Below are 22,984 nucleotides of genomic sequence, written 5' to 3' on the forward strand. Positions count from 1 at the left end.
ACGGACAGCCCCGCACAGCCGCGGGGGCTGTCATATACTCCCGCGCATGCATGCCTCCCCGCCTGGCGCCTCGCCATCCCAACCCGCTGCCGGACTGTCCGCGCTGCCGGACACCGACCTGATGCTGCTGGTCGCCAACGGCCTGATCGAGCAGCCGGTGGCCGAGCTGTTCCGCCGCCACAACGCGGCGCTGTACAACTACGTGGCCTGGCTATGCCAGGGCAACACCGGCGAGGCCGAGGACGTGACCCAGAAGACCTGGGTCAAGCTGATGACCCGCTGCGCAGACTACCAGCCCAGCGCGGCCCTGCGCACCTTCCTGTTCCAGATCGCGCGCAATACCTGGCTGGACCAGTTGCGCGGCGCCTACGAGCGCCAGCGCGACACGCTCGACGAGACGCACCTCGCCATGCCGGCAGACGACCTCAGCCCCGAGGCCGAGGCGCAGTTGCGGCAGAACCTGCAAGGCGTGCGGCAAGCGCTGCTGGCGCTGCCGGCGGCGCAGCGCGAGGTGATCGTGCTGCGCTTCTTCAGCGAGATGAGCGTGGAGGACATCGCCCTGACGCTGGGCGAGAAGTTCGAGACCATCAAGAGCCGGCTGCGCTACGCCTTTGCGCGGCTGCGCGAGAGCCTGGCGGCCACGGCGTCGCAGGAGCGGCTGCCATGAGCGCGGACGAACGCTTCATCGCCGGCGAGGACCGGCTCGCGGCATTGCTGCGCGAGCTGCCCGCCTTTGTGCCGCCCGCCTCGCTGGAGGCCTCGGTGATGGCCGCGGCGCGTGCGGAGCAGGCAGCGCGCAACGCGCCCGCGCCGCTGCCGCCTGCCCCGCTGCCGGCCAAGATCCGGGCTTACGCCGAACAGGCCGAAGCCCCCGCCGACGATGCCGAACTGGATTTCACGCCGCCGGCCGGATTGCAGGCGTCGGTCATGGCGCAAGCCGCGCGCATGCAGGCGGCGCAGGCCACGCGCCGCAATGCGGTGCTGGAGGAAGTCCGGCGCGGCGACGCGCCTCAGCGCGTGCTAGGCGCGCCGGTCAGCGAGGCTGCGCAGGCGTGGCTGCGTGAACAGGCGCACCCCGCGCAGCCAGCCGCAGGCGAGCAGGCAGCTGGCAAGCCGGCCCGTGCGCGCCCGGCCCGGCGCTGGTGGCCCGTGCTGGGCGTGCTCGCCGCCACCCTCGGCGTGGGCGTCTTGTCGCTGCAGATCGTCATGCGCCAGTTGGACCTGCGCGATGGCGAAATCACGTTGCCGGCCCAAGCCCCGGCTCCCGCAGCGGACACGGCGGCAAACAAGGCGGCAAAGCAGGCGGATGCCGCCAAGCCGGTTGCGCAGGCGGCAGTGCAGCCGGCAGCGCAGCCGGCTCCGGCTCCGGCTCCGGCTCCGGCTCCGGCTCCGGCTCCGGCTCCGCAAGCAGAATCCGCTGGACAGCCGGCATCGCCGCGCGCGGATGCGCCAGTGCCTGCGCCCCCCGTGCAACCCGCACAGCCTGCGCCTGCACAGGCCAGCCCGCCTGCCACGGCCAACGCACAAACCCATCGCGCGCCGCCCGCCGAGGCACAGGCCAAGGCCGCGCAGCGCCTACCCGGCCGGCTAGCGGAACAGCGTGCATCTGAACCCAAGGAAAGCGCAGCAGGCACGACTGGCGCGCTCTCTGCCGGAGCGCCACCCGCCGCCGCAGCCGCAGCTGCGGTACGTGCGCCGGCTCCCATGGCTCCCATGGCGCCGATCGCGCCGCCAGCCCCGATCGCACCCATCGCCCCACCGGCGCCAGCGCCCACCATGGAGCCGCCCAGGTTCGCGCTGCGCGCCAGCCCGTCACAGCAGGCCGATGCGGCACGCGCACCCGCGCCTGCTGCACGCGTGCAAAGGGTGGGAACATTGACGATGAGCTTGCGGGAAGAGCCTCAGCTGGCCGTGGAGCGCTTGCTGTCCGCCCCAGCGGGCGCAGAGCCCGCCGCCGGGGCGCAGCTCGCGCTGCGCATCACGGCGTCGGCGCCGGCAAGCCCCGAGGTCAGGGCCTGGGTCGAACGGCTATGGCAGGCAGTCCCACCCGAACACCGGCCGCCGCTGCCCTATGCGGTGCAGGCCGACAGCACGTTGCCGCCAGCCACCGTGCGCATCGAGCGCCAGCCCGACAGCGCACCGTGAAAGGTGGCGCAGGGCAAGCCGGACGCGCTCAGCCCTGTGCCACCTCGCCTACGCTACCGCCCAGCGCGTTGATCACCGCCAGCAACTGCTCGCGCAGCCAGCGATTGGCGCCGTCGTTCTCGCCGCCGGCGTGCCAGTAAAGGTGCAGCTCCAGCGTGGGCACCTTGAAGGGCAGCGAGAGCAGGCGGTTGGCATAGGGCTCATTAGCGATGCGCGCATAGCGCAGCGGCAGCGTGGCCAGCAGGTCGGTGCAGCTCACCACGCGGCAGGCCGCGGCGTAATGCTGGCAGCGCAACCGCACCCGGCGCGTCAGGCCCATGCGGTGCAGCGCCTGGTCTTCCAGCCCGGCCCCGCGCCGGCGCGAAGACACATGCACATGCTCGGCGGCCAGGTAGCGCTCCAGCGTCAGCTCCTTCTTCATCAGCGGATGGTCGCGCCGGGCCAGCACCACCATCGGGTCGGCCATGAAGGGCGTGTGATGGATGGCCGGCGACACCGGCAGCAGGATATCGATGGCGGCATCGAGCGTGCCCGCCAGCAGCTCCGACTCCATCTCGCGCCGGTCGAAGCGGATCGCCGCGATCTCCACCTGCGGCGCCACCGTGGTCACGCGCGCCATCAGGGGCGGCAACAAGGTGGACTCCAGTGCATCGCGCATGCCGATGGTGAACCGGCGCACCGTGGCCGCCGGATCGAAATGCGGCGTGTCCTGCAAGGTGCGGGCGAAGGATTGCAGCGCTGTGCGCACTTCGGCGGCCAGCGAGCGCGCCAGCGGCGTGGGCGCCATGCCCTGCCCCCGCCGCTCGAACAAGGGGTCGTCAAACAAGGTGCGCATGCGCCCCAGCGCGTGGCTGACCGCGGGCTGGGTCAGGTTAAGCTGGCGGGCGGCGGCCGTGATGCTGCCTTCGCTATAGATAGCGTCGAACACCACGAAGAGATTCAGGTCGATGCGGGATAGCTGCATGACGGGCATTCTGGCATGGAATGCACCGTATTGATACTGGCAAATCCAGAAAATTCATTTTTCTAATTACCTGGATTGCGGTACAGTCCTCTCCAGTCGGCGCAAACCGCGTCCGCCGGTGCCGGGAACGGCCCACCGCAATCCGCGGCGGCCCAATCGATACCGGCCTCATTCAGAGGTGGAGGAGACAACATGCAATTCGAGTACACCCCCAAGGTCAAGGAAATGCAGGCTCGCCTGCTGGCGTTCTTCGACAAGCACATCTATCCGAACGAGAAGCGCTTCTACGCCGAGATCCAGGCCAATCGCCAGGCCGGCAACGCCTGGGTCCCGACCAAGGTGATCGAGGAACTCAAGCCGCTGGCCCGCGAAGCCGGCCTGTGGAACCTGTTCCTGCCCCATTCCAAGCGTGCTCCGGAAGGCCTGTCCAACCTGGAATACGCACCGCTGTGCGAAATCATGGGCCGGGTGCCCTGGTCGGCTGAAGTCTTCAACTGCGCCGCGCCCGATACCGGCAACATGGAAACGCTGGAGCGCTACGCGTCGGAAGAACTCAAGGACAAGTGGCTGGAACCGCTGCTGCGCGGCGAGATCCGCTCGGCCTTCCTGATGACCGAGCCGGACGTGGCTTCGTCGGACGCCACCAATATCCGCTGCAGCATCCGCCGCGATGGCGACGAATACGTGATCAACGGCACCAAGTGGTGGTCGTCGGGCGCGGGCGACCCCCGTTGCCAGGTCTATATCGTGATGGGCAAGACCGATCCGGAAGCGGGCCGTCATGAGCAGCAATCGATGATCGTGGTGCCGGCCGATACCGCAGGCATCACCATCAAGCGCTACCTGCCGGTGTTCGGCTACGACGACGCGCCGCACGGCCACATGGAGATCGAGCTGAAGGACGTGCGCGTGCCGGCAGCCAACATCCTGCTGGGCGAAGGCCGCGGCTTCGAGATCGCCCAGGGCCGCCTCGGCCCGGGCCGCATCCACCACTGCATGCGCAGCATCGGCGTGGCCGAGCGCGCGCTGGAACTGCTGTGCAAGCGCGCCCTGTCGCGCGTCGCCTTCGGCAAGCCGGTGGCCGCCCAGGGCGTGACGCGCGAGCGCATCGCCGAAGCCCGCTGCGAAATCGAAATGGCGCGCCTGCTGACGCTCAAGGCCGCCTACATGATGGACACCGCGGGCAACAAGGTGGCCAAGGCCGAGATCGCCATGATCAAGGTCGTTGCCCCGAACATGGCCCTGAAGGTCATCGACTGGGCCATCCAGGTCCACGGCGCCGCCGGCGTCTCGGACGATTTCCCGCTGGCCACGTGGTGGGCGCATCAACGTACCCTGCGCCTGGCCGACGGCCCGGACGAGGTGCACCGCAACGCCATCGCCAAGCTGGAACTGGCCAAGCACATGGGCGTGAGCCCGGACGACATCAGCATGCCGGTGGCACGCGGCTTCTAAGCCGCATTCAGTCCCACCGCCGGCCCTGCAGGCTACATGGAAAACGCGCAGCCTGCCTGCGCGTTTTTTTCTTCTGTGCTTAAATCGCGCGGTTCGCCACGTCAGTGGTTGATGTGGCGGTTCACCGTTTGCACGATCGCAGCCAGGAGCCTTTCCCGATGATCGACGTCTACAGCTGGCCCACGCCCAACGGCCACAAAATCCACATCATGCTCGAGGAGTGCGGCCTAGCGTACAAGGTCCACCCCATCAATATCGGCGCCGGCGACCAGTTCGGCGAAGCATTCCTCAAGATCAGCCCGAACAACAAGATCCCGGCCATCGTCGACCCCGACGGCCCGGACGGCGAGCCCATCTCGCTGTTCGAGTCCGGCGCCATCCTGCTGTACCTCGCCGGCAAGACCGGCAAGTTCCTGCCCGAGGATGTGCGCGGCAAGTACGACGCGCTGCAATGGCTGATGTTCCAGATGGGCGGCGTGGGTCCGATGCTCGGCCAGGCGCACCATTTCCGCATGTATGCGCCAGAGCAGATCGAGTACGCCATCAACCGCTACACCAACGAGGCCAAGCGCTTGTACGGCGTCATCGACAAGCAATTGTCGGAACATGCCTGGCTGGCCGGCAGCGAATACTCCGTGGCCGACATCGCGACCTTCCCGTGGCTGCGTAGCTGGCAGAACCAGGGCGTGGAGCTGGACGACTATCCGCACTTGAAGCGCTGGTTCCTTGAGATCGCCGAGCGGCCCGCCGTGAAGCGCGGCGTCGCCGTGCTGGCGCAGGAACGCAAGCCGCTGAGCGGCGACAAGGAACGGGAAATCCTGTTCGGCGCCACGCAATACCAGCGCCGCTGAGCAGCCGGCCAGGGTGCCCACGGCGCCCGGCGATCAATGCAGGGAAATCGCCTGCCACTCGCCCGCGCCGGCCACGCGCGCCGGCGCCTGCAGGCAGCACAGCAGGCTCGCCACGGGATACAGCGCATCGATCCGGTACGCTTCATCGGGATCCGGTGCGAAGACCATGCCGGGCTGCAGGTACGCCACCTGCCGCTCGACGTGCGGCCAGGGCGAATGCCACTGCAGGCATAGCGTGCCCGCATGGCAAGCCGCCCAGTTCAGCCCGCCCGCGCGCAAGCGCAGCGCCCATTCCGGCTCGCCCTCGGCCAGCGAGACAAAGGCCGCGTTGGCGCGCGGCACGCCATGCGCGCCGCGTTCCGGGCCATCGGCCTGCCAGAGATCCGCCTGGCCCACGGCAAAGGCATCGTAGCTATTGGTCGCGCCCGCACCCACCAGCCCGACGGCATTCGGATCCAGGATCGCACGGATCAATACCGTATCCTGCAGCACCGCCAGATGCAGGCGCTCGGCCTGGCGCAGCGCATACACGCCACCCGCGGACACCAGCACCGGCTCGCCGCCCAACGGCGTCAGCTTGATCGTGCCGCACAGGCAAGCCCACCACTCGGCACGCGTCGTGACAATGCCGGACTGCATCGCGCCTTGCGGCAAAAAGATGTAGTCACCACTGCTGCCCAGGCCGGCGGCCTCTGGCACCACCCTCACCTGCAGGCCCACGCGCAACTGCGACGCGGTACCACCGGCCAGGATCTCGCCGCGCATCTGCGCGTCGAACAACGAAAAAATACGCATAGCACCCCACTCTCCGCGTAATGGAAAAAACAGCGCCGCGCTTCCCGGGGGATTGGAGTGCCTCTATGCCGAGGTCGTGGTCCTTTTGGCCTGGTGCCTTGCCGCCTTAACAGGATGCCGAGGCGGCTCGCCTCTGGCTTGTGGCCGCGGACCCCATTCGTATCATTTGGACAAGTTCTAGCCCTTCGCCGGCGGGCATCATCAGCAGGTTGTGGGCACCGCCCTACTGCCGATTTTTGCCATAAACATTTTTGCCATAAACATCACGTATGCCATATATGTCATACATACAAAAACTGCCACCTATAGTACGTGCTACTATAAGGCGTCGCTACAAAGAGGTCAAACCCTTAGCCTCGATCCGTTCTCAATCACGTATAGCGCCATGGTCGCCGATCCTCTCAAGCTCTTCGGGCTGCACCTTGCCGAGCTGCGCAAACAGCGTGGCTGGTCGCAGGAAAAGCTCGCTCTCGAAAGCGGCATGGCGCGCTCCTACCTCAGCGGTATCGAGCGCGGCGTGCGCAATGTTTCCTTGATCAATATCTGCGCGCTGGCCGGCACGCTTGGCGTGGACGCCAGCGAGATGCTCAACTTCAGCGAGGCCGACAGCGGCGGCGGCGCGCTCGTGCTGGAGCAACGCTGCGCCGAGTTCAACATCACCCCGGCACAGCGCGTCACCGTGCGCCATATGGCCTTGATGACCGATACAGAGCAGGACGTGATCGCATCGGTGGCGCGCACGATCGCCGTCAGGGCCATACAGGCCTGACGGCGCCGGGCCGATCAGCCGCGCCGGGCGGCGCCGGATTCAGCTGGCGCTGGCGGGCTCGTCCACGGCCAGCAGTTCGGCAAAGCGCGCGGAGTCTAGGTTGGACCCGCACACGATCAGCGCGACCTTCTTGCCCGCCAGCGTCTGGCGCAGGGGCCCCAGCAGCGCCGCGGTGGACACCGCGGTGGCCGGCTCCGTGGCCAGCTTCATATCGCGATAGAGGATGCGCATGGCTGCGCGGATCGCCTCGTCGGATACGCGCACCATGCCGTCGACAAACTGGCGGCACACGCCGTAGCTGTAGTCCAGCGCATAAGGCGCGCCCAGGCTGTCGGCAACTGTCGTGACGCGCTCCAGCGTTTGCGGCCGCCCGGCCTCGAAGCTGCGGTTCATGGCGTCGGCGCCCTCCGGCTCGACCCCATAGACCCGGCAAGCCGGATTGATCTGCTTGACCGCCGCGGCGATGCCGCCGCACAGGCCGCCACCGCCCACCGGCACCACCACCGCATCCAGCCCGGCCACCTGGCGCATCAGCTCAAGCCCGACCGTTGCCGTGCCCTGCGCGATCAGCGGGCCGTCGTACGGGTGCACCATGGTGCGGCCCTCGTCGGCCACCAGTTGCAGCGCGTGGTCAAAAGCAGCATGGACATCCGGCAGCAACAGCACCTCGGCACCCGCCTCACGGCAGGCCGCCACGCGTGCCGGGCTGGCGGTGGCCGGCATGGCCAGCTTGGCGCCGACGCCGGCCACCTTGGCCGCGTAGGCCACCGCCATGGCATGGTTGCCGGCGCTGGCCGCTACCACGCCGCGCGCCCGCGCGGATGCATCCATGCGCTCGATGCTGTTGAGCGCGCCACGCACCTTGAAGGTGCCGGTGATCTGGAACAGCTCCAGCTTGAGCCAGACTTCCGTGCCGGCATCGAGTTGCTGGGCCGCACCGGTCTGCCAGCGCCACACGGGCGTCTCCAGCACCTTGCCTTGCAGGCGCCGCGCGGTGTCCCGGATTTCGGGCAGCAAGGGATAGCGTGCATGCGCACGCAGGTCGGAAAGATCGGACATCGGGTGTTCTCCATCGAATCGGTGGGTCGCGTGCAGGCCCCTATGGCCGTGCACGGCAAGGAGGGACCACGGGCCACCGAGCACCAGCCAAAGCCGCAGCTCAGCGACCCCGGATAATTCGAATAATGGAGAACGAGAAGGAAATCGAGACGGTACGCGACGACAGGCCGGACGTGGAGGCAAGGCCCACCGGCAGCCCGGCACCCGCGCATGCAGCGGCGCCACCGGTATCGGTGGTGCGGCACAGCGAAGAAGGGGCGAGCGAATGGAACGTCATGGATCGCCAAGTATGCCACAAGCCGCGGCGTTGTGGCGGCATGCGTAGAATGCGAGGGGATCGGCCGCAGTCAATCCCTTTGCATGAACTGCACGCCTGGCTGTCGCGCGCGCCCTGCTTCCTGTGCGTGCGCGCACGCCGCCGCTGATGGCGAGGGGCGCCATCGCTTACACGCCCAGCATGCCCTGCCGCTCGATGAACGCGATCACCTCATCCAGCCCCTGCCCCGACTTCACGCTGCCCATCACGAACGGACGCGTGCCGCGCATCTTGCGTGCATCGCTTTCCATCACCTCCAGGTTGGCCCCCACATAAGGGGCCAGGTCGGTCTTGTTGATCACCAGCAGGTCCGACTTGGTGATGCCCGGCCCGCCCTTGCGCGGGATTTTCTCGCCGCCGGCCACATCGATCACGTAGATGGTCAGGTCCGACAGCTCCGGGCTGAAGGTGGCCGCCAGGTTGTCGCCGCCGGACTCGATGAAGACGATGTCGGCATCGGGAAACTTGCCCAGCATGCGGTCGACCGCTTCCAGGTTGATGGAGGCATCCTCGCGGATCGCAGTGTGCGGGCAGCCGCCGGTTTCCACGCCCATGATGCGTTCGGCAGGCAACGCGCCGGAGATGGTCAGCAGGCGCTGGTCTTCCTTGGTATAGATATCGTTGGTGATGGCGACCAGGTCATAGCGCTCGCGCATGGCCTTGCACAGCATCTCCAGCAAGGTGGTCTTGCCGGAACCGACGGGGCCGCCCACGCCGACGCGCAACGGGGGGTTCTTCTTGGTACGAGCCTGGGTCATGATGGACATCTTGTCTTGGGGAATCGTTTGAATGCCGCCGGCGCACGCGTCAGGAACGGAACAGCCGCGAGTACTGCGTCTCATGGCGCGCGCACAGCAGCCCCAGCATCGGGGAAAAAGTAGACAGCAGCGGCGGCTCGGCATCGGCGCGGCGCACTGCCTCATCGACGGTCTTCAGCACCGCGGGATGCAGCCGGCGCAGGATGTGCTGCCCGGCCACCTGCCCCAGCGGCACCGCCTTGAGCGCCGCGGCCACCTGGTTCTCCGCCCAGCCGAAGCAATAGGCCGCCAGCCCGTCACGCTCAGTCACATCCAGCGCCACGCAAGCCGCGGCAAAAGCGGTAGGCAGGCACACCGGCGACAACGCCTCGAGCTGCGCGCGCAGCGCGGCATCGCCCCACTCCATCTGCGCCACCAGCCGCGCCAGCGACCAGCCCATCTGCTCCGTCTCCAGGCGCAGCTCGGCACTCTCGCGCGTGGCATGGAACCAGTCGTTCCATTCGGCCAGGCGCGCGGCATCCAGCGTGCGCCAATGGCGAAACAGCAGCAGCCAGACTGGCGCTTCGCACTGCGCCTGCACGTCCAGCAGATTGCTGCGCACCCACTGCTCCGCACTGCCGGCATCGTGCACCATGCCGCACTCGATGGCAGCCTCCAGCCCTTGCGAATAGCTGAAGCCACCGATCGGCAGCGCCGGCGATGCCAGGTGCAGCAGGGAGATGAGTTGGGAGAGCTGGGTCATGGGCGCTTCCGGATGTGGCTCTGCTTTTCATCGCCCGGGGGCTCAGAGGCCGCAGGCTTCGGCGAGCGCCCCAGCATCAAAACGACCTCTCGCACTCGTTCCAGCACGGCATCGGTTTGCGCTAGCACTTCGTGATTCCAGAAGCGCAAGAGCGTATAGCCACTGCGCTTGAACCACGCGTCGCGCGCGACATCGGCCGCATCGGCATGCTGCCCGCCGTCAGCCTCGATCACCAATTTCAATTCCATGCACACGAAGTCGGCAATGAAAGGGCCAATCTGTTTCTGGCGTTTGAACTTAAGGCCCATGAAGCGATGGGCGCGCAGGCGATACCAGAGCCCGCTGCTCGGCGTCTGTCTGGCTGGCACGGAGCGATTTGGCGAACTGAGGCTTCGGCACGCGCTCGCCCTCTCCCCCCTCCCCTCCCGCCGCGCGGGAGAGGGGAGTTCGGTCATCGGAGGTTGGGCGTGCGGTGGCTTGCTCATGCATAGGGGGCCAAGCCTCAGTGCTTGTGCCCGCAGTTCTCGTCATGCACATGTGGCGCATGGTCGTGTGGCGCATGGTCGTGGTCGTGCGCATGGCCATGATCGTGATCGTGATCGTGCCCATGATGCTCATGGAACACCGCCTGCGCCGCGGCATAGTCCTCCGCAAACGTCGCATCGTGCCCATGCTTGTGCCCGCCGCCGTAGGCGCCGGCTTCCGGCTCGAACGGCAGTTCCGCGCGTTCGGCCTGCACGCCGAGGCGGGCCAGCATGTCCGCGAGCACCGGGTCGAATTCCAGGCGCAGGTAGTCGCGGCCCACTTCCACCGGCGTGTGGCGATTGCCGAGGTGGTAGGCCGCGCGCATCAGTGCCTGCGGATCGCTGGCGCCGACTTGCAGCACGGACTCCGGCGCCGCCTGCACTTCGACAAAGAGGCCGCCCTCGGTGACCAGCAGGTCGCCGCCGCGCAGCACGGTGCCGCGCGCAAGGAACACCGCCACTTCTTCGCCATTGTCGAGCGTGGCGCGCAGGCGGCTCTTGCTGCGCTCGGCGAAAGGCAGCACCAGCTTGGGCGCGCGGCGCACCAGCACGGCGGCGATGCCGTGCGGGGCGGCGAGGTGTTTGTCGATCTTCTGCAAAGCGGGCCTTATGGACATCACGGACATCATGGACATCAAAACAGGAAATAGCGCTGCGCCATCGGCAGTACGGTCGCCGGTTCGCAGATCAGCAACTGGCCGTCGGCCACCACCTGGTAGGTCTCGGGATCCACAGTGACGTTCGGCTGCCAGTCATTGTGCACCATGTCGCGCTTGCCCACGGTGCGCGTGCCTTGTACCGCCGACAGCACCTTGTTCAGGCCATAGCGCCCGCCCACATCGGCGGCCAGCGCAGCTTGCGAGACAAAGGTCAGCGACGACTTGTCCAATGCCCGTCCGGCGGCGGCGAACATCGGCCGGTAGTGCACCGGCTGCGGCGTGGGGATCGATGCGTTGGGGTCGCCCATGGCAGCAGCGGCAATCATCCCGCCCTTGAGGATCAGGCTCGGCTTGACGCCGAAGAAGGCCGGCTTCCACAGCACCAGGTCGGCCCATTTTCCGACCGCGATCGAGCCCACCTCGTGCGCGATGCCATGCGTGAGCGCGGGGTTGATCGTGTACTTGGCGATATAGCGCTTGACGCGGAAATTGTCATGCCCGCCGCGCGCGTCGTTGGGGTCGCCGGGCAGCTTGCCGCGCTGCGCGGCCATCTTGTGCGCGGTCTGCCAGGTGCGGATGATGACCTCGCCCACGCGGCCCATGGCCTGCGAATCGCTGGAGATCATCGAGAACGCGCCGAGGTCGTGCAGGATGTCTTCGGCGGCGATGGTCTCGCGCCGGATGCGGCTCTCGGCGAAGGCGATGTCCTCGGCGATCGACGGGTCCAGGTGGTGGCAGACCATCAGCATGTCGAGGTGTTCGTCGAGCGTGTTGACGGTGTATGGCCGCGTCGGGTTGGTCGACGACGGCAGCACGTTGGGCTCGCCGCAGACCTTGATGATGTCGGGCGCATGGCCGCCGCCCGCGCCTTCGGTGTGATACGTATGGATGGTGCGGCCCTTGAACGCAGCCACGGTGGCTTCGACGAAGCCGGCCTCGTTGAGCGTATCGGTGTGGATTGCCACCTGCGTGTCGGTGGCATCCGCCACGCTCAGGCAGTTGTCGATGGCCGCGGGCGTGGTGCCCCAGTCTTCGTGCAGCTTGAGCCCGATGGCGCCGGCCTCGACCTGCTCCATCAGCGGCCCCGGGAGGCTGGCGTTGCCCTTGCCGAGCAGGCCGATGTTCATCGGGTAGGCTTCCACCGCCTGCAGCATGCGTTCCATGAACCAGGGGCCGGGCGTGACGGTGGTGGCGAAGGTGCCGGTGGCCGGCCCGGTGCCGCCGCCGATCATGGTGGTGACGCCGCTCATCAGCGCCTCTTCGATCTGCTGCGGGCAGATGAAGTGGATGTGGCTGTCGATGCCGCCGGCGGTGACGATCATGCCCTCGCCCGCGATCACCTCGGTGCCCGGCCCGACGACGATGGTCACGCCGGGCTGGATGTCCGGATTGCCGGCCTTGCCGATGGCGGCAATGCGGCCGTCCTTGAGGCCGATGTCGGCCTTGACGATGCCCCAGTGGTCGACGATCAGCGCATTGGTGATGACGGTGTCGACACAGTCCTTGGCCATGCGCTGGCTCTGCCCCATGCCGTCGCGGATGACCTTGCCGCCGCCGAATTTCACTTCCTCGCCGTAGACGGTGAAGTCCTTCTCCACCTCGATGACGAGCCCGGTGTCGGCGAGCCGCAGGCGGTCGCCGGTGGTGGGGCCGAACATCTCGGCATAAGCCTGCCTGGAGATTTTCACGCTCATCACAGCGCTCCCATGATCTTGCCGTTGAAGCCGTAGACGATGCGCGCGCCGGACAGCGCCACCAGTTCCACCGTGCGGCTTTGGCCCGGCTCGAAGCGCACGGCGGTGCCGGCGGCGATGTTCAGGCGGAAGCCGCGCGTGGCCTCGCGGTCGAAATCCAGCGCGGGGTTGGTCTCGTAGAAATGAAAGTGCGAGCCGACCTGGACCGGGCGGTCGCCCGTGTTGGCCACCGCCACGCTGACCGTGGGGCGGCCGGCGTTCAGTTCGATCTCGCCCTCTGCGGGCATCAGTTCACCGGGGATCATGATGGGTTCCTTGTTGCGGTCGGTGCGCTCGGTGCGCTCGGTGCGCTCAAGCGACCATCAGGCCGACGCCATACAGCGCCACGCCCGCGCCCGCCAGCCGTGCCAGCCAGCCGGCGTGGCGGCGCAGCGCGCCGCCCAGGCCGATGCCGGCCGCGTGCAGCACCATCGTGGCCACGCAAAAGCCGCCCACATAGGCCGCCACCGCGGGCAATGCGCCGGCCGTGGCCGGCAACTCGGATCCGTGGGCATAGCCGTGGAAGACGGCGAAGCCGCCCACAATGGCCATCCCCGCCCATGCCGGCAGCCTGGCGCGCAGCGCAACCAGCAGGCCGATCACCAGCAGCGACGCGGCAATCATCGGCTCCACCAGCGGCAGGCTCATGCCGGTAAGGCCGAGCACCGCGCCAGCCAGCATCAAAGCCACGAAGACAAAGGGCATGCGCAAGGCTTCGCGCGGCGAGCGCGCACCCAGCGCGCTCCATACGCCCACGCCCACCATGGCGAGCAAGTGATCCATGCCGGTAAAGGGATGCAGCAAGCCGGCCCACAGGCTGGCGCCGGCAGTGGCGGCATCATGACCCGGATGCGCGACGGCAGCGGCGCTGGCAAGCGCCAGCGAGGCGCCCACGGTGGCGAGCCTCACGGCGCGCGAGCGGTTGGAGTGGTTCATGTCTTGACCTCGTGTCCTGGTTCTGGGATTTCGATGCAACCGGCGTGCTTCACGTCCGGCGTGCCATGCGCCTTGGCGTCAGATGATCGGATGGTGCACCGTGACCAGCTTGGTGCCATCGGGGAACGTGGCTTCCACCTGGATATCGGGGATCATCTCGGCCACCCCATCCATCACGTCCTCGCGCGCGAGCACGGTGGTGCCCTCATGCATCAACTCCGCCACGGAGCGGCCATCGCGCGCGCCTTCCATGATGGCGGCGGTGATCAAGGCCACCGCCTCGGGATAGTTGAGCTTGAGCCCGCGCGCGCGGCGGCGCTCGGCCAGCAGCGCGGCGGTGAAGATCAACAGCTTGTCCTTTTCTCGCGGAGTGAGTTCCATCCTGGTATTCCCGTTGTTTCTTGTTTTGTCCGTGCGATGCGCGGTGGCAAATCCCAAAGTCCGCGCCTACGTCGCCCACAGCCTCAGGGGCCTTGCAGGCACACCGTGGATCGGTTCGCGCAGCGCGCTCCACGCCATCACCATCAACTGCCTGACCGCTTCCATCTGCGCGCCCAGCACGCGCAGCAGCAACATCGACTGGCCGTCTTGCTCGAGCCGCGTCACGCCAGCGCGCAGGTCGGCCCGATAAGGCAGCTGCCCGGCCAGCATTTCCGCGAGTGCCTGCGTCGCGCCATCGCCCACCGCCCACAGCGTGCCCATGACATTGAGCCCGTCCAGCCCGGCCACCGCATGGCGCAGCGCACAAGCCGCGTCAAGTTGCGCGCGCTCGATCCACAGCGCGCGCTTGCCGCCGCCCTGCACCCGGGTCTCCATGCCCAGCGTGCCGCGGCTCCAGGTCTCGCCGCTGGCCTGCCGGCCCAGCACGATGGCATCCCAGCCGATCGCGCTGGCCCCGGGAGCCACCGTCACGGTGGTGGCAAGGCGCGCGTGCGCGTCGTCAAAGACGATGTTCTCCTGCGGCAGCCAGTCCACCCGCGCGCCGGCTTCCAGCGTCAGCGTGACGCGCTGCGCGGCCTCGCGGCCGAGCGACTTGTACCACTTGGTGGCGCCGGGCGTCGTCAGCACCGCATGGGCGAGCGCGCCCACCGTCACGTCGATGTCCAGGCTGTCGCCGCCGGCCACGCCCGCGGGCGGATGCAGGATCACCACATGGCAGATAGACCCCTCCGGATAGAGTGGCTTTTGCACCAGCAACGGCCCTTGGTGGCGACGCTCGACCAACGCGCTGCGCTCCCCGCGCGCGGCAAACCGCAGGCGCAGGCTGGCCTCCCATGCGGGCGGCACGGCGAGGGTCGAAGGAAAGTCTGGATGACGCATGAATGTTGGAATGGCGGAGGCGGCCGGCAATGCATCGTGCGCTGGATGCGGGCATCATAGCGCGCAGCCGGAGGCACTGGAAGTGGTATTCGAGGCGGGCTTCGGGACGACACGCAATCGGCGCCCGCCAGGTGTTCCCCCTCTCCCGCGCCGCGGGAGAGGGGGAACACACCAGCACTACGATCATGCGGCACCGCGTGTCACGTCACACCGCGATGAGCTCCCGCACGCCCTCCTCTTCCATCTTCGCGCCCTCGCCTCTCGCCACCACTTCGCCGCGGCTCATCACCACGTAGTGATCCGCCAGGTGCCGGGCGAATTCGTAATACTGTTCCACCAGCAGCACCGTCATGCCAAACTCATCCACCAGCAGGCGCAGCGCCCGCCCGATGTCCTGGATGATCGAAGGCTGGATGCCTTCGGTCGGCTCGTCCAGGATCAGCAGTTCGGGCTCGCTCATCAGCGCGCGGCCGATCGCCAGTTGCTGCTGCTGGCCGCCGGAGAGATCGCCGCCGCGGCGCTGGCGCATGCTGCGCAACACCGGGAACAACTGGTAGATGCGGTCCGGCACGCCCGGCGGGCTCTTGAGGCTGGCGGCGCCGATCAGCAGGTTCTCCTCCACCGTCAGGCGCGGGAAGATCTCGCGGCCCTGCGGCACGTAGGCCAGGCCCGAGGCCACGCGCTCGTACGGCGGCTTTTTCTCCAGTGCCTGCCCCGCCCAGCTGATGCTGCCGCTCTTGGTCGGCACCACGCCCATCAGGCATTTGAGCAAGGTGCTCTTGCCCACGCCGTTGCGGCCGAGCAAGGTCGTCAGCTTGCCTTGCGGCACCTCGAAGGTGACGTTGCGCAGGATGTGGCTGCCGCCGTAGAACTGGTTGAGTGCATTGACCTGCAACATAGTCTCGTTCCCTTTTTTTCTATCCGGTGCGCAGCGCCTAGCGGCCGAGATAGGATTCGATCACGCGCTCCTCGCGCTTGACGGCGTCGAGCGTGCCTTCGGCCAGCACGCTGCCCTCGGCCAGCACGGTCACCTTGCCCGCATCGCCGGCCAGCGCCGCGACGAACTCCATGTCGTGCTCCACCACCATCATCGAGCAGGTGCCGCGCAGGCTGTTGAGCAGCTTGGCCAGCTGCATGGTTTCTTCATCGGTCATGCCCGCCACCGGCTCGTCGAGCAGCAGCAATTGCGGCTGCTGCATCAGCAGCATGCCGATTTCCAGCCGCTGCTTCTGGCCGTGCGACAGCAAGCCGGCCGGGCGATAGGCCTCATCCTCCAACCCCGTCAGCGCCAGCGTTTGCTCGATGCGGCGATGCCCTTCGGCGCCCAGGCGCGCGCGCAATGAAGTGAACCAGCGCTTGTCGCCTTTCATCGCCAGCTCGAGGTTCTCCCACACTTCGTGCTGCTCGAACACGGTGGGCTTCTGGAACTTGCGGCCGATGCCGGTCTGCGCGATCCTGGGCTCGGTCATGCGCATCAGGTCGATGGTCTGGCCCAGGAACACGCGCCCGCTCACATTGGCGTTGCGCGGCCCGGTCTTGCCGGTGATCACATCCATCATGGTGGTCTTGCCCGCGCCATTGGGCCCGATCACGCAGCGCAGTTCGCCGTGGTCGATCGACAGCGTGAGCTTGTTCAGCGCGCGAAAGCCATCGAACTGCACGGTCACGTCTTCCAGGTAAAGGATGGGGCCGTGCGAGACGTCGATGACGCCCGGCTCCATGATGCGGCCCAGGCCGGTGGTGCCACCGCTTTCCGCCTGTTGTGCTCCCAGTGCTGCGTTCATGCTTCACCTCCGCTGCGGGTGGCGGCCGCCGGCGCATTCGCGCCGTTGCCCTGCGCGGCCTGCGGGCTTGCGCGCAGGCCGCGCAGGCGCTTGAGCAGTCCGATCACGCCGTCCGGCATATACAGCGTCACCAGCACGAACATCGCGCCCAGCAGGAACAGCCAGTACTCCGCGAAGTACGCCGTGAACATGGTCTTGGCGCCATTGACGATGAAAGCGCCGATGATCGGGCCGATCAGCGTGCCCCGTCCGCCCACCGCCACCCATACCGCCATCTCGATGGAGTTGGCCGGCGACATCTCGCCCGGGTTGATGATGCCCACCTGCGGCACGTAGAGCGCGCCGGCGATGCCGCACAGCACGGCCGAGAACGTCCACACGAACAGCTTGTAGCCAAGCGGGTTATAGCCCGAAAACATCACGCGCATCTCGGCATCGCGGATCGCGGTCACGACGCGGCCGAGCTTGGACGTCACGATATAGCGGCAGGCGATGAAGCCGGCCAGCAAGGCGAAGAACGTCAGCACGAACAGCGCGGTGCGGGTCTGCGGCGCGGCCACGGCAAAGCCGGCGATGCGCTTGAAATCGGTGAAGCCGTTGTTGCCGCCAAAGCCGGTCTCGTTACGGAAGAACAGCAGCATGGCCGCGTACGTCATGGCCTGCGTGATGATGGACAGGTACACGCCCTTGATGCGCGAGCGAAAGGCGAAGAAGCCGAACAGCCATGCCAGCACGCCCGGCACCAGCACCACCAGCAGCATTGCGTAGCCAAGATGCTCGGTGCCGTGCCAGAACCACGGCATCTCCTTCCAGTCGAGGAACACCATGAAGTCGGGCAGGTCGCTCTTGTAGACGCCTTCGCGGCCAATGCTACGCATCAGGTACATGCCCATGGCATAGCCTCCGAGCGCGAAGAACAAGCCGTGGCCGAGGCTGAGAATGCCGCAGTAGCCCCATACCAGGTCCAGCGCGATCGCCGCCAGCGCGAAGCACATGATCTTGCCGATCAGCGTCAGCGCGTAGGCCGACAGATGCATGGGATGGCCTTCGGGCACCAGCAGCGCGCACACCGGCACGCCGATGCCTACCACCAGCGCGATCAGAGCCAACGCCATCCAGCTGCGTCCGGAGAACAGCGGCTGGCGCTCAGGCACGGCCAGCCGGAAACCCGCCGCGTAATGGTTCGAGGGTGAAGTCTTCATCATGCCTCCGCGCTGCGCCCTTTGAGCGCGAACAGTCCCTGCGGGCGCTTCTGGATGAAGAGCACGATCAGCACCAGGACAAAGATCTTGGCCAGCACCGCGCCATAGAACGGCTCGATGAACTTGTTGATCAGGCCCAGCCCAAAGGCGCCGATGATGGTGCCTGCGAGCTGCCCCACGCCGCCCAGCACCACCACCATGAAGGAGTCGATGATGTAGGCCTGCCCGAGGTCGGGGCCGACATTGCCGATCTGCGACAGCGCGCAGCCGCCCAGGCCGGCAATGCCCGCGCCGAAGGCAAAGGCGTAGCTGTCCACCTTCCAGGTGCGCACGCCGACGCAGGCCGCCATGGTGCGGTTCTGCGTGGTGGCGCGCACGAACAGGCCAAGGCGGGTGCGGTTGAGCACAGCCCAGGCCACTGCTACCACCGCCAGCGCAAACACGATGATGACCATGCGGTTGTACGGCAGCACCATGCCAGGCAGCCATTCGATGCCGCCGCTCATCCAGGACGGATTGGCCACTTCCACGTTCTGCGCGCCAAACAGGGTGCGCACCGTCTGCATCAGCAGCAGGCTCACGCCGAAGGTGGCCAGCAGCGTCTCCAGCGGACGGCCGTAGAGATGGCGCAGCACCAGCCGCTCCAGCACGAAGCCGACCACGGCGGAGGCGAGGAACGATGCCGGCAACGCGAACAGCAGGTACCAGTCGAACGCGCTGGCGAAGTGCGCGCGGAACACGCCCTGCACCATGTACGTGGCGTACGCGCCGATCATCAGGAATTCGCCGTGCGCCATGTTGATGACGCCGATCAGGCCGTAAGTGATAGCCAGCCCCAGCGCGGCGAGCAGCAGCACGCTGCCCAGGCTCAGGCCGGCGAAGAGGTTGCCGATCAGCTCGGCGCGGCGCTGGTCGCCGCGCAGGGCATCGAGCGCCTGCTGCGCGGCGCCGCGCAGTTCGGCGTCAGGCTCGCGATAGTTGCCGGCGGCATCTTTTTCCAGCAACGGCTGCAGTTTCTGGCGGCTCTGCGGATTGCTGTCGCGCCCGAGGATGCGGATGGCTTCGAGGCGATCGTCGCGGTTGCCATCGGCCAGCACGATATTGGCCCAGATCACATCGAGCTTCGCGCGCAGCCCGGCATCGGCCTCGGCCTTGCGCGCGGCTTCGACCACCGGGCGCGAAGCGCTGCCCGGCTGGTCCAGCAGCGTATTGACGGCCTGCGTGCGCACCGCCGCGTCGGGCGATTGCAGCAGCGTGCTGCTGGCGGCACTGTCCACCATCGCGCGCAGGCTGTTGTTCAGGGTGAGCGCTTCGAGCACGTCGGGCTTGACCGTGACCGGCTTGCCGCTGATCGCATCCACCAGCTTGTCTGCGTCCTGGCGCACCATGCCGACGCCGGGCGCGTATTGCAGCGTATCGTCCTGCAACGCCTTGAGAATGGGGCCGGCCTGCGCCACCGGTGCCTTGGTCAGCGCGGTGATCGCGGCGGTCTTGGCATCGAAGTCGTCTTCGGCCAACGGCTTCAGGTCGGCCTGCGTCAGCGCCGCGGCCCACAGCGGGCACGCGGCCAGCAGGAGCAGCGCGGCCAGCATGGCGCGCAACCGTGAAGCGAGAGAGATCGATAAGGGTCGGTGCATAAGGTTTGCAGAGTCGTGCGCGACGAAGCACGCGCGTCACCTTGATCGGCGTGATGATTTTCCGCCCACCGCGCCGAAGCGGCGGACAGCATGGGAAGCGGCAAAGACACTGCCAGGCTCCCTCCCCTCCCGCACCAGCCACGAGGCAAGAGAGAGGAAGAGAGCGCTGAGCGAGAGCCCTTGCTTACATCACCTTGTCCGGCTTGCCTTCGTTACCGGCGATGAACGGGCTCCACGGCTGCGCACGCACGGCCTTCGGGGTCTTCCACACCACCGTGAACTGGCCATCGCCCTTGACCTCGCCGATCATCACCGGCTTGTACAGGTGATGGTTCTCGCCCATGGTCAGGGTGAAGCCGTCCGGGGCCTTGAAGGTCTGGCCGTACATGGCGGCGCGGACCTTGTCGGTGTCGGTGGTGCCGGCCTTCTTCACGGCTTGCGCCCACATATGGATGCCCACGTAGGTGGCTTCCATCGGGTCGTTGGTCACGCGCTTGTCGCCGCCCGGCAGGTTGTTGGCCTTGACCCACGCCGCCCATTGCTTCTTGAAGGCTTCGTTTTCCGGGTTCTTGACTGACATGAAGTAGTTCCATGCGGCCAGGTGGCCCACCAGCGGCTTGGTGTCGATGCCGCGCAGTTCTTCCTCGCCCACCGAGAACGCCACCACCGGCACGTCCTTGGCCTTCAGGCCGGCGTTACCCAGCTCCTTGTAGAAGGGCACGTTGGAGTCGCCGTTGATGGTGGAGATCACCGCGGTCTTGCCACCCTGCGAGAACTTCTTGATGTTGGCGACGATGGTCTGGTAGTCGCTGTGGCCGAACGGCGTGTAGACCTCTTCGATATCCTTGTCCGCCACGCCCTTGCTCTTCAGGAAGGCACGCAGGATCTTGTTGGTGGTGCGCGGGTAGACGTAGTCGGTGCCGAGCAGGAAGAAACGCTTGGCGCCGCCGCCTTCCTTGCTCATCAGGTATTCCACCGCGGGAATGGCCTGCTGGTTGGGCGCCGCGCCGGTGTAGAAGACGTTCTTGGACATCTCCTCGCCCTCGTACTGCACCGGATAGAACAGCAGCGAGTTCAGCTCTTCATAAACGGGCAGCACCGACTTGCGGGAAACCGAGGTCCAGCAGCCGAACGTGACGGCGACCTTGTCCTTGGTGATCAGCTGGCGCGCCTTCTCGGCAAACAGCGGCCAGTTGGAAGCGGGATCGACCACGACCGGCTCAAGCTTGCGGCCAAGCACGCCGCCGCTCTTGTTGATCTCGTCGATGGTCATCAGCGCCACGTCCTTGAGCGAAGTCTCGGAAATGGCCATGGTGCCGGACAGCGAATGCAGGATACCGATCTTGATCGGTTCCTTGGACTGCGCCATTACCAGCGGGCTCACGCCTGCCGTTGCAAACAAGGCCGCGGCGGCTACCGCCGACAGCTTCAGCATGTCACGTCTTTTCATTGCAGCTCCCAGATTGTCGTGTTGGATAAAGGAACAACGCACCCCGGGTACACCTTCTGCAACTAGCATGCCATGGCATACAAGCTTGTATACATGGCTGTGCACACGGCCTGGCGAGCCTTCAGCGGTCGCAATGCCGCACATCGCACCACGATAGTGCGCAAGCGTCACGCACCAAGCCTGTGCGCCGCCGCCGGCTGACTCAGATTGGGGCACATGGCGATGCGTATGTTGCGCCGTGACTTGCCCGAATCCGGAATCGGCTCTATGGTGGCCTCTCGATTGCGCGCCACGGCGTTGCCGGATGAGCCGCAACTACCAAGTAAAAGCACGACGGAGACAGCCCATTGAAAGCGTCAACGACGCCCGGCGCGGACCAGATCGTCATCATCGGCGCCGGCGTGGCCGGCATGTGCATGGGCATCCGGCTCAAGCAGGCCGGCATCGATGACTTTGTCATCCTGGAGAAGGCCGGCACGGTAGGCGGCACCTGGCGGGACAACACCTACCCGGGCTGCGGCTGCGACATCCCCTCCCATCTCTACAGCTTTTCGTTCGCGCCCAAGCCGGACTGGTCCAGCGCGTACTCGCCCCAGCCGGAGATACACCGCTACCTGCAGCATTGCGCCGAGCGCTTCGGGCTGCTCGGGCATATCCGCTTCGGCATCGAGGTCACCGAGGCACGCTACGACGAAGGCGCCTGCCTGTGGCAGGTGAGCACAGGTAACGGCGACACCATCGCCGCGCGCATCCTTGTCAGCGGCACCGGGCAGCTCAACCGTCCGCTGGCGCCGGACATCCCGGGGCTGGACAGCTTTGCCGGCGCGGCCTTCCATTGCGCGCGCTGGCGGCATGACGCCGACCTGCGCTGCAAGCAGGTCGCGGTGATCGGCAACGGTGCCAGCGCGCTGCAGTTCATTCCACGCATCGCGCCGGAAGCAGGCAAGCTGACGGTGTTCCAGCGCAGCGCCAACTGGGTGCTGCCGCGCAACGGCGAGGCCTATACCGCCGAGCAACAGGCGCGCTTCGGGCGTCACCCGTGGACGGCGCGGCTGCATCGCTGGCACCTCTACCTGCAGTGTGAGCTGCGCTTCGGGCGCATGCAACGGGACAGCGGGCGCAACCGGGAACTGGAAACGCTGGCGCGCCGCTACCTGGCGCACATGATTGCCGACCCCGCGCTGCGCGCCAAGCTCACGCCGGACTACCCGATCGGCTGCAAGCGCATCCTGATCTCCGACGATTTCTACCAAGCGCTCAAGCGGCCTAACGTCCAGGTCGAGACCACCCGCATCGCCCGCGTCGACGCCGACGCCGTGGTCACCGCCGACGGCGCCAGGCATCCGGCCGACGCCATCATCTTCGCCACCGGCTTCGACGCCCGCTCCTTCCTCGCGCCGATCCGCATCCACGGCCGCCATGGACGCACCCTGGCCGATCAGTGGCGCGAGGATCCCGAGGCCTATCTGGGCATGACGGCGCCGGGATTTCCCAACCTGTTCGTGCTGTACGGCCCCAATACCAACCTGGGCCACAACTCCATCATCTTCATGCTCGAGTGCCAGGCGCGCTATGTCCTGCAGTGCATCCAGGCCTGCCGCTCAGCACGCTTCGCCTCCATGGAAGTGCGCCCGGAGGTGGTGACGCGCTTCAACCGGGCATTGCAGGCGGCCATCGGCCAGACCGCGTGGGCCGGCTCGTGCAGCAGTTGGTACAAGTCGGCGAGCGGCAGGGTCATCAACAACTGGTCGAGCCATGCCACCGCCTATTGGTGGAAGACGCGCAAGCCGGACTGGGGGCACTTTGTGCTGCGCCACGCCGGCAAGCCGTCGTAGCGTTGCCCCGCCAGCGACGAGGGCCGCTACATCACGGGCTCGCAGTTCAC

24 protein-coding genes are annotated in these 22,984 nt (G+C 67.0%); 6 read left to right on the plus strand and 18 right to left on the minus strand.

From position 1 onward, the window contains the following. The first annotated feature begins 46 nt into the window (after nucleotides 1-46). Nucleotides 47-667: an RNA polymerase sigma factor gene (locus ACGLHR_RS29070; RefSeq protein WP_267606041.1), complete on the plus strand. Its 621-nt coding sequence runs from the start codon at nucleotides 47-49 to the stop codon at nucleotides 665-667. Then, nucleotides 664-2,145: a hypothetical protein gene (locus ACGLHR_RS29075; RefSeq protein WP_400097878.1), complete on the plus strand. Its 1,482-nt coding sequence runs from the start codon at nucleotides 664-666 to the stop codon at nucleotides 2,143-2,145. The genes ACGLHR_RS29070 and ACGLHR_RS29075 overlap by 4 nt, the downstream gene beginning before the upstream one ends. Before the next feature lie 28 nt (nucleotides 2,146-2,173). Here ACGLHR_RS29075 and ACGLHR_RS29080 read toward each other — a convergent pair whose 3' ends face one another. After that, nucleotides 2,174-3,109, minus strand: coding sequence for a LysR family transcriptional regulator (locus tag ACGLHR_RS29080; RefSeq protein WP_400097880.1), 936 nt, complete (start codon nucleotides 3,107-3,109; stop codon nucleotides 2,174-2,176). Between the two features lie 192 nt (nucleotides 3,110-3,301). Between ACGLHR_RS29080 and ACGLHR_RS29085 the strand changes: the two genes are divergently transcribed. Both ACGLHR_RS29085 and ACGLHR_RS29090 read left to right on the plus strand, forming a co-directional pair. Continuing rightward, nucleotides 3,302-4,564 (plus strand): acyl-CoA dehydrogenase family protein, encoded by a 1,263-nt coding sequence (locus tag ACGLHR_RS29085; RefSeq protein ID WP_267606038.1) that lies wholly within the window; start codon nucleotides 3,302-3,304, stop codon nucleotides 4,562-4,564. Nucleotides 4,565-4,722: 158 nt separating this feature from the next. Beyond that, complete coding sequence (locus ACGLHR_RS29090; protein WP_267606037.1) at nucleotides 4,723-5,415, plus strand: glutathione binding-like protein; 693 nt, start codon at nucleotides 4,723-4,725, stop codon at nucleotides 5,413-5,415. Between the two features lie 33 nt (nucleotides 5,416-5,448). On the opposite strand, the gene ACGLHR_RS29095 is transcribed toward ACGLHR_RS29090, so the two are convergent. Then, on the minus strand, nucleotides 5,449-6,210 hold the full coding sequence (locus tag ACGLHR_RS29095; RefSeq protein ID WP_400097882.1) for a hypothetical protein: 762 nt from the start codon (nucleotides 6,208-6,210) through the stop codon (nucleotides 5,449-5,451). A gap of 385 nt (nucleotides 6,211-6,595) precedes the next feature. Here ACGLHR_RS29095 and ACGLHR_RS29100 point away from each other — a divergent pair, with 385 nt between their 5' ends. Further along, a complete protein-coding gene (locus ACGLHR_RS29100; RefSeq protein WP_400097884.1) occupies nucleotides 6,596-6,979 on the plus strand; it encodes a helix-turn-helix domain-containing protein in 384 nt (127 codons plus the stop codon). Between the two features lie 39 nt (nucleotides 6,980-7,018). On the opposite strand, the gene ACGLHR_RS29105 is transcribed toward ACGLHR_RS29100, so the two are convergent. The 16 genes from ACGLHR_RS29105 to urtA form a co-directional block, all read right to left on the minus strand. Next, nucleotides 7,019-8,038 carry a threonine/serine dehydratase gene (locus ACGLHR_RS29105; RefSeq protein WP_400097886.1) on the minus strand — a complete coding sequence of 340 codons (1,020 nt, stop codon included), beginning with the start codon at nucleotides 8,036-8,038 and terminating at the stop codon, nucleotides 7,019-7,021. Nucleotides 8,039-8,138: 100 nt separating this feature from the next. Then, on the minus strand, nucleotides 8,139-8,315 hold the full coding sequence (locus ACGLHR_RS29110) for a hypothetical protein (RefSeq protein WP_400097888.1): 177 nt from the start codon (nucleotides 8,313-8,315) through the stop codon (nucleotides 8,139-8,141). A gap of 167 nt (nucleotides 8,316-8,482) precedes the next feature. Next, a complete protein-coding gene (gene ureG / locus ACGLHR_RS29115) occupies nucleotides 8,483-9,112 on the minus strand; it encodes an urease accessory protein UreG (protein ID WP_318236062.1) in 630 nt (209 codons plus the stop codon). Nucleotides 9,113-9,161: 49 nt separating this feature from the next. Further along, nucleotides 9,162-9,854, minus strand: a complete 693-nt coding sequence (locus ACGLHR_RS29120; protein WP_400097890.1) for an urease accessory protein UreF — start codon at nucleotides 9,852-9,854, stop codon at nucleotides 9,162-9,164. Next, nucleotides 9,851-10,222, minus strand: a complete 372-nt coding sequence (locus tag ACGLHR_RS29125; protein ID WP_400097892.1) for an endonuclease domain-containing protein — start codon at nucleotides 10,220-10,222, stop codon at nucleotides 9,851-9,853. The genes ACGLHR_RS29120 and ACGLHR_RS29125 overlap by 4 nt, the downstream gene beginning before the upstream one ends. A 134-nt stretch (nucleotides 10,223-10,356) precedes the next feature. Further along, nucleotides 10,357-10,977, minus strand: coding sequence for an urease accessory protein UreE (gene ureE / locus ACGLHR_RS29130; RefSeq protein WP_400097912.1), 621 nt, complete (start codon nucleotides 10,975-10,977; stop codon nucleotides 10,357-10,359). A 35-nt stretch (nucleotides 10,978-11,012) separates the two neighbouring features. Continuing rightward, a complete protein-coding gene (gene ureC / locus ACGLHR_RS29135; RefSeq protein ID WP_400097893.1) occupies nucleotides 11,013-12,731 on the minus strand; it encodes an urease subunit alpha in 1,719 nt (572 codons plus the stop codon). Further along, nucleotides 12,731-13,036, minus strand: a complete 306-nt coding sequence (locus tag ACGLHR_RS29140; protein ID WP_267606026.1) for an urease subunit beta — start codon at nucleotides 13,034-13,036, stop codon at nucleotides 12,731-12,733. The genes ureC and ACGLHR_RS29140 overlap by 1 nt, the downstream gene beginning before the upstream one ends. 46 nt (nucleotides 13,037-13,082) lie before the next feature. Next, nucleotides 13,083-13,706, minus strand: coding sequence for a HupE/UreJ family protein (locus tag ACGLHR_RS29145; RefSeq protein ID WP_400097896.1), 624 nt, complete (start codon nucleotides 13,704-13,706; stop codon nucleotides 13,083-13,085). A 78-nt stretch (nucleotides 13,707-13,784) separates the two neighbouring features. Then, on the minus strand, nucleotides 13,785-14,087 hold the full coding sequence (locus tag ACGLHR_RS29150) for an urease subunit gamma (RefSeq protein WP_318236059.1): 303 nt from the start codon (nucleotides 14,085-14,087) through the stop codon (nucleotides 13,785-13,787). A 66-nt stretch (nucleotides 14,088-14,153) separates the two neighbouring features. Next, complete coding sequence (locus tag ACGLHR_RS29155) at nucleotides 14,154-15,026, minus strand: urease accessory protein UreD (RefSeq protein WP_400097898.1); 873 nt, start codon at nucleotides 15,024-15,026, stop codon at nucleotides 14,154-14,156. A gap of 205 nt (nucleotides 15,027-15,231) precedes the next feature. Beyond that, a complete protein-coding gene (gene urtE, locus ACGLHR_RS29160) occupies nucleotides 15,232-15,924 on the minus strand; it encodes an urea ABC transporter ATP-binding subunit UrtE (RefSeq protein ID WP_318236057.1) in 693 nt (230 codons plus the stop codon). Nucleotides 15,925-15,961: 37 nt separating this feature from the next. After that, nucleotides 15,962-16,810 (minus strand): urea ABC transporter ATP-binding protein UrtD, encoded by an 849-nt coding sequence (urtD, locus tag ACGLHR_RS29165; RefSeq protein WP_267606021.1) that lies wholly within the window; start codon nucleotides 16,808-16,810, stop codon nucleotides 15,962-15,964. Further along, a complete protein-coding gene (urtC, locus tag ACGLHR_RS29170) occupies nucleotides 16,807-18,012 on the minus strand; it encodes an urea ABC transporter permease subunit UrtC (protein ID WP_400097914.1) in 1,206 nt (401 codons plus the stop codon). Before urtC ends, urtD begins: the two co-directional genes overlap by 4 nt. After that, nucleotides 18,012-19,649 (minus strand): urea ABC transporter permease subunit UrtB, encoded by a 1,638-nt coding sequence (urtB, locus tag ACGLHR_RS29175; RefSeq protein WP_400097900.1) that lies wholly within the window; start codon nucleotides 19,647-19,649, stop codon nucleotides 18,012-18,014. Before urtB ends, urtC begins: the two co-directional genes overlap by 1 nt. A 184-nt stretch (nucleotides 19,650-19,833) precedes the next feature. Then, entirely contained in the window at nucleotides 19,834-21,099 is a 1,266-nt protein-coding gene (gene urtA, locus ACGLHR_RS29180) for an urea ABC transporter substrate-binding protein (RefSeq protein ID WP_267606018.1), read from the minus strand. Between the two features lie 347 nt (nucleotides 21,100-21,446). Between urtA and ACGLHR_RS29185 the strand changes: the two genes are divergently transcribed. After that, nucleotides 21,447-22,934 carry a flavin-containing monooxygenase gene (locus ACGLHR_RS29185; RefSeq protein ID WP_400097902.1) on the plus strand — a complete coding sequence of 496 codons (1,488 nt, stop codon included), beginning with the start codon at nucleotides 21,447-21,449 and terminating at the stop codon, nucleotides 22,932-22,934. Nucleotides 22,935-22,984 lie beyond the last annotated feature (50 nt).

This window comes from Cupriavidus sp. CuC1, from assembly GCF_044627735.1.
GTDB lineage: Bacteria > Pseudomonadota > Gammaproteobacteria > Burkholderiales > Burkholderiaceae > Cupriavidus > Cupriavidus ulmosensis.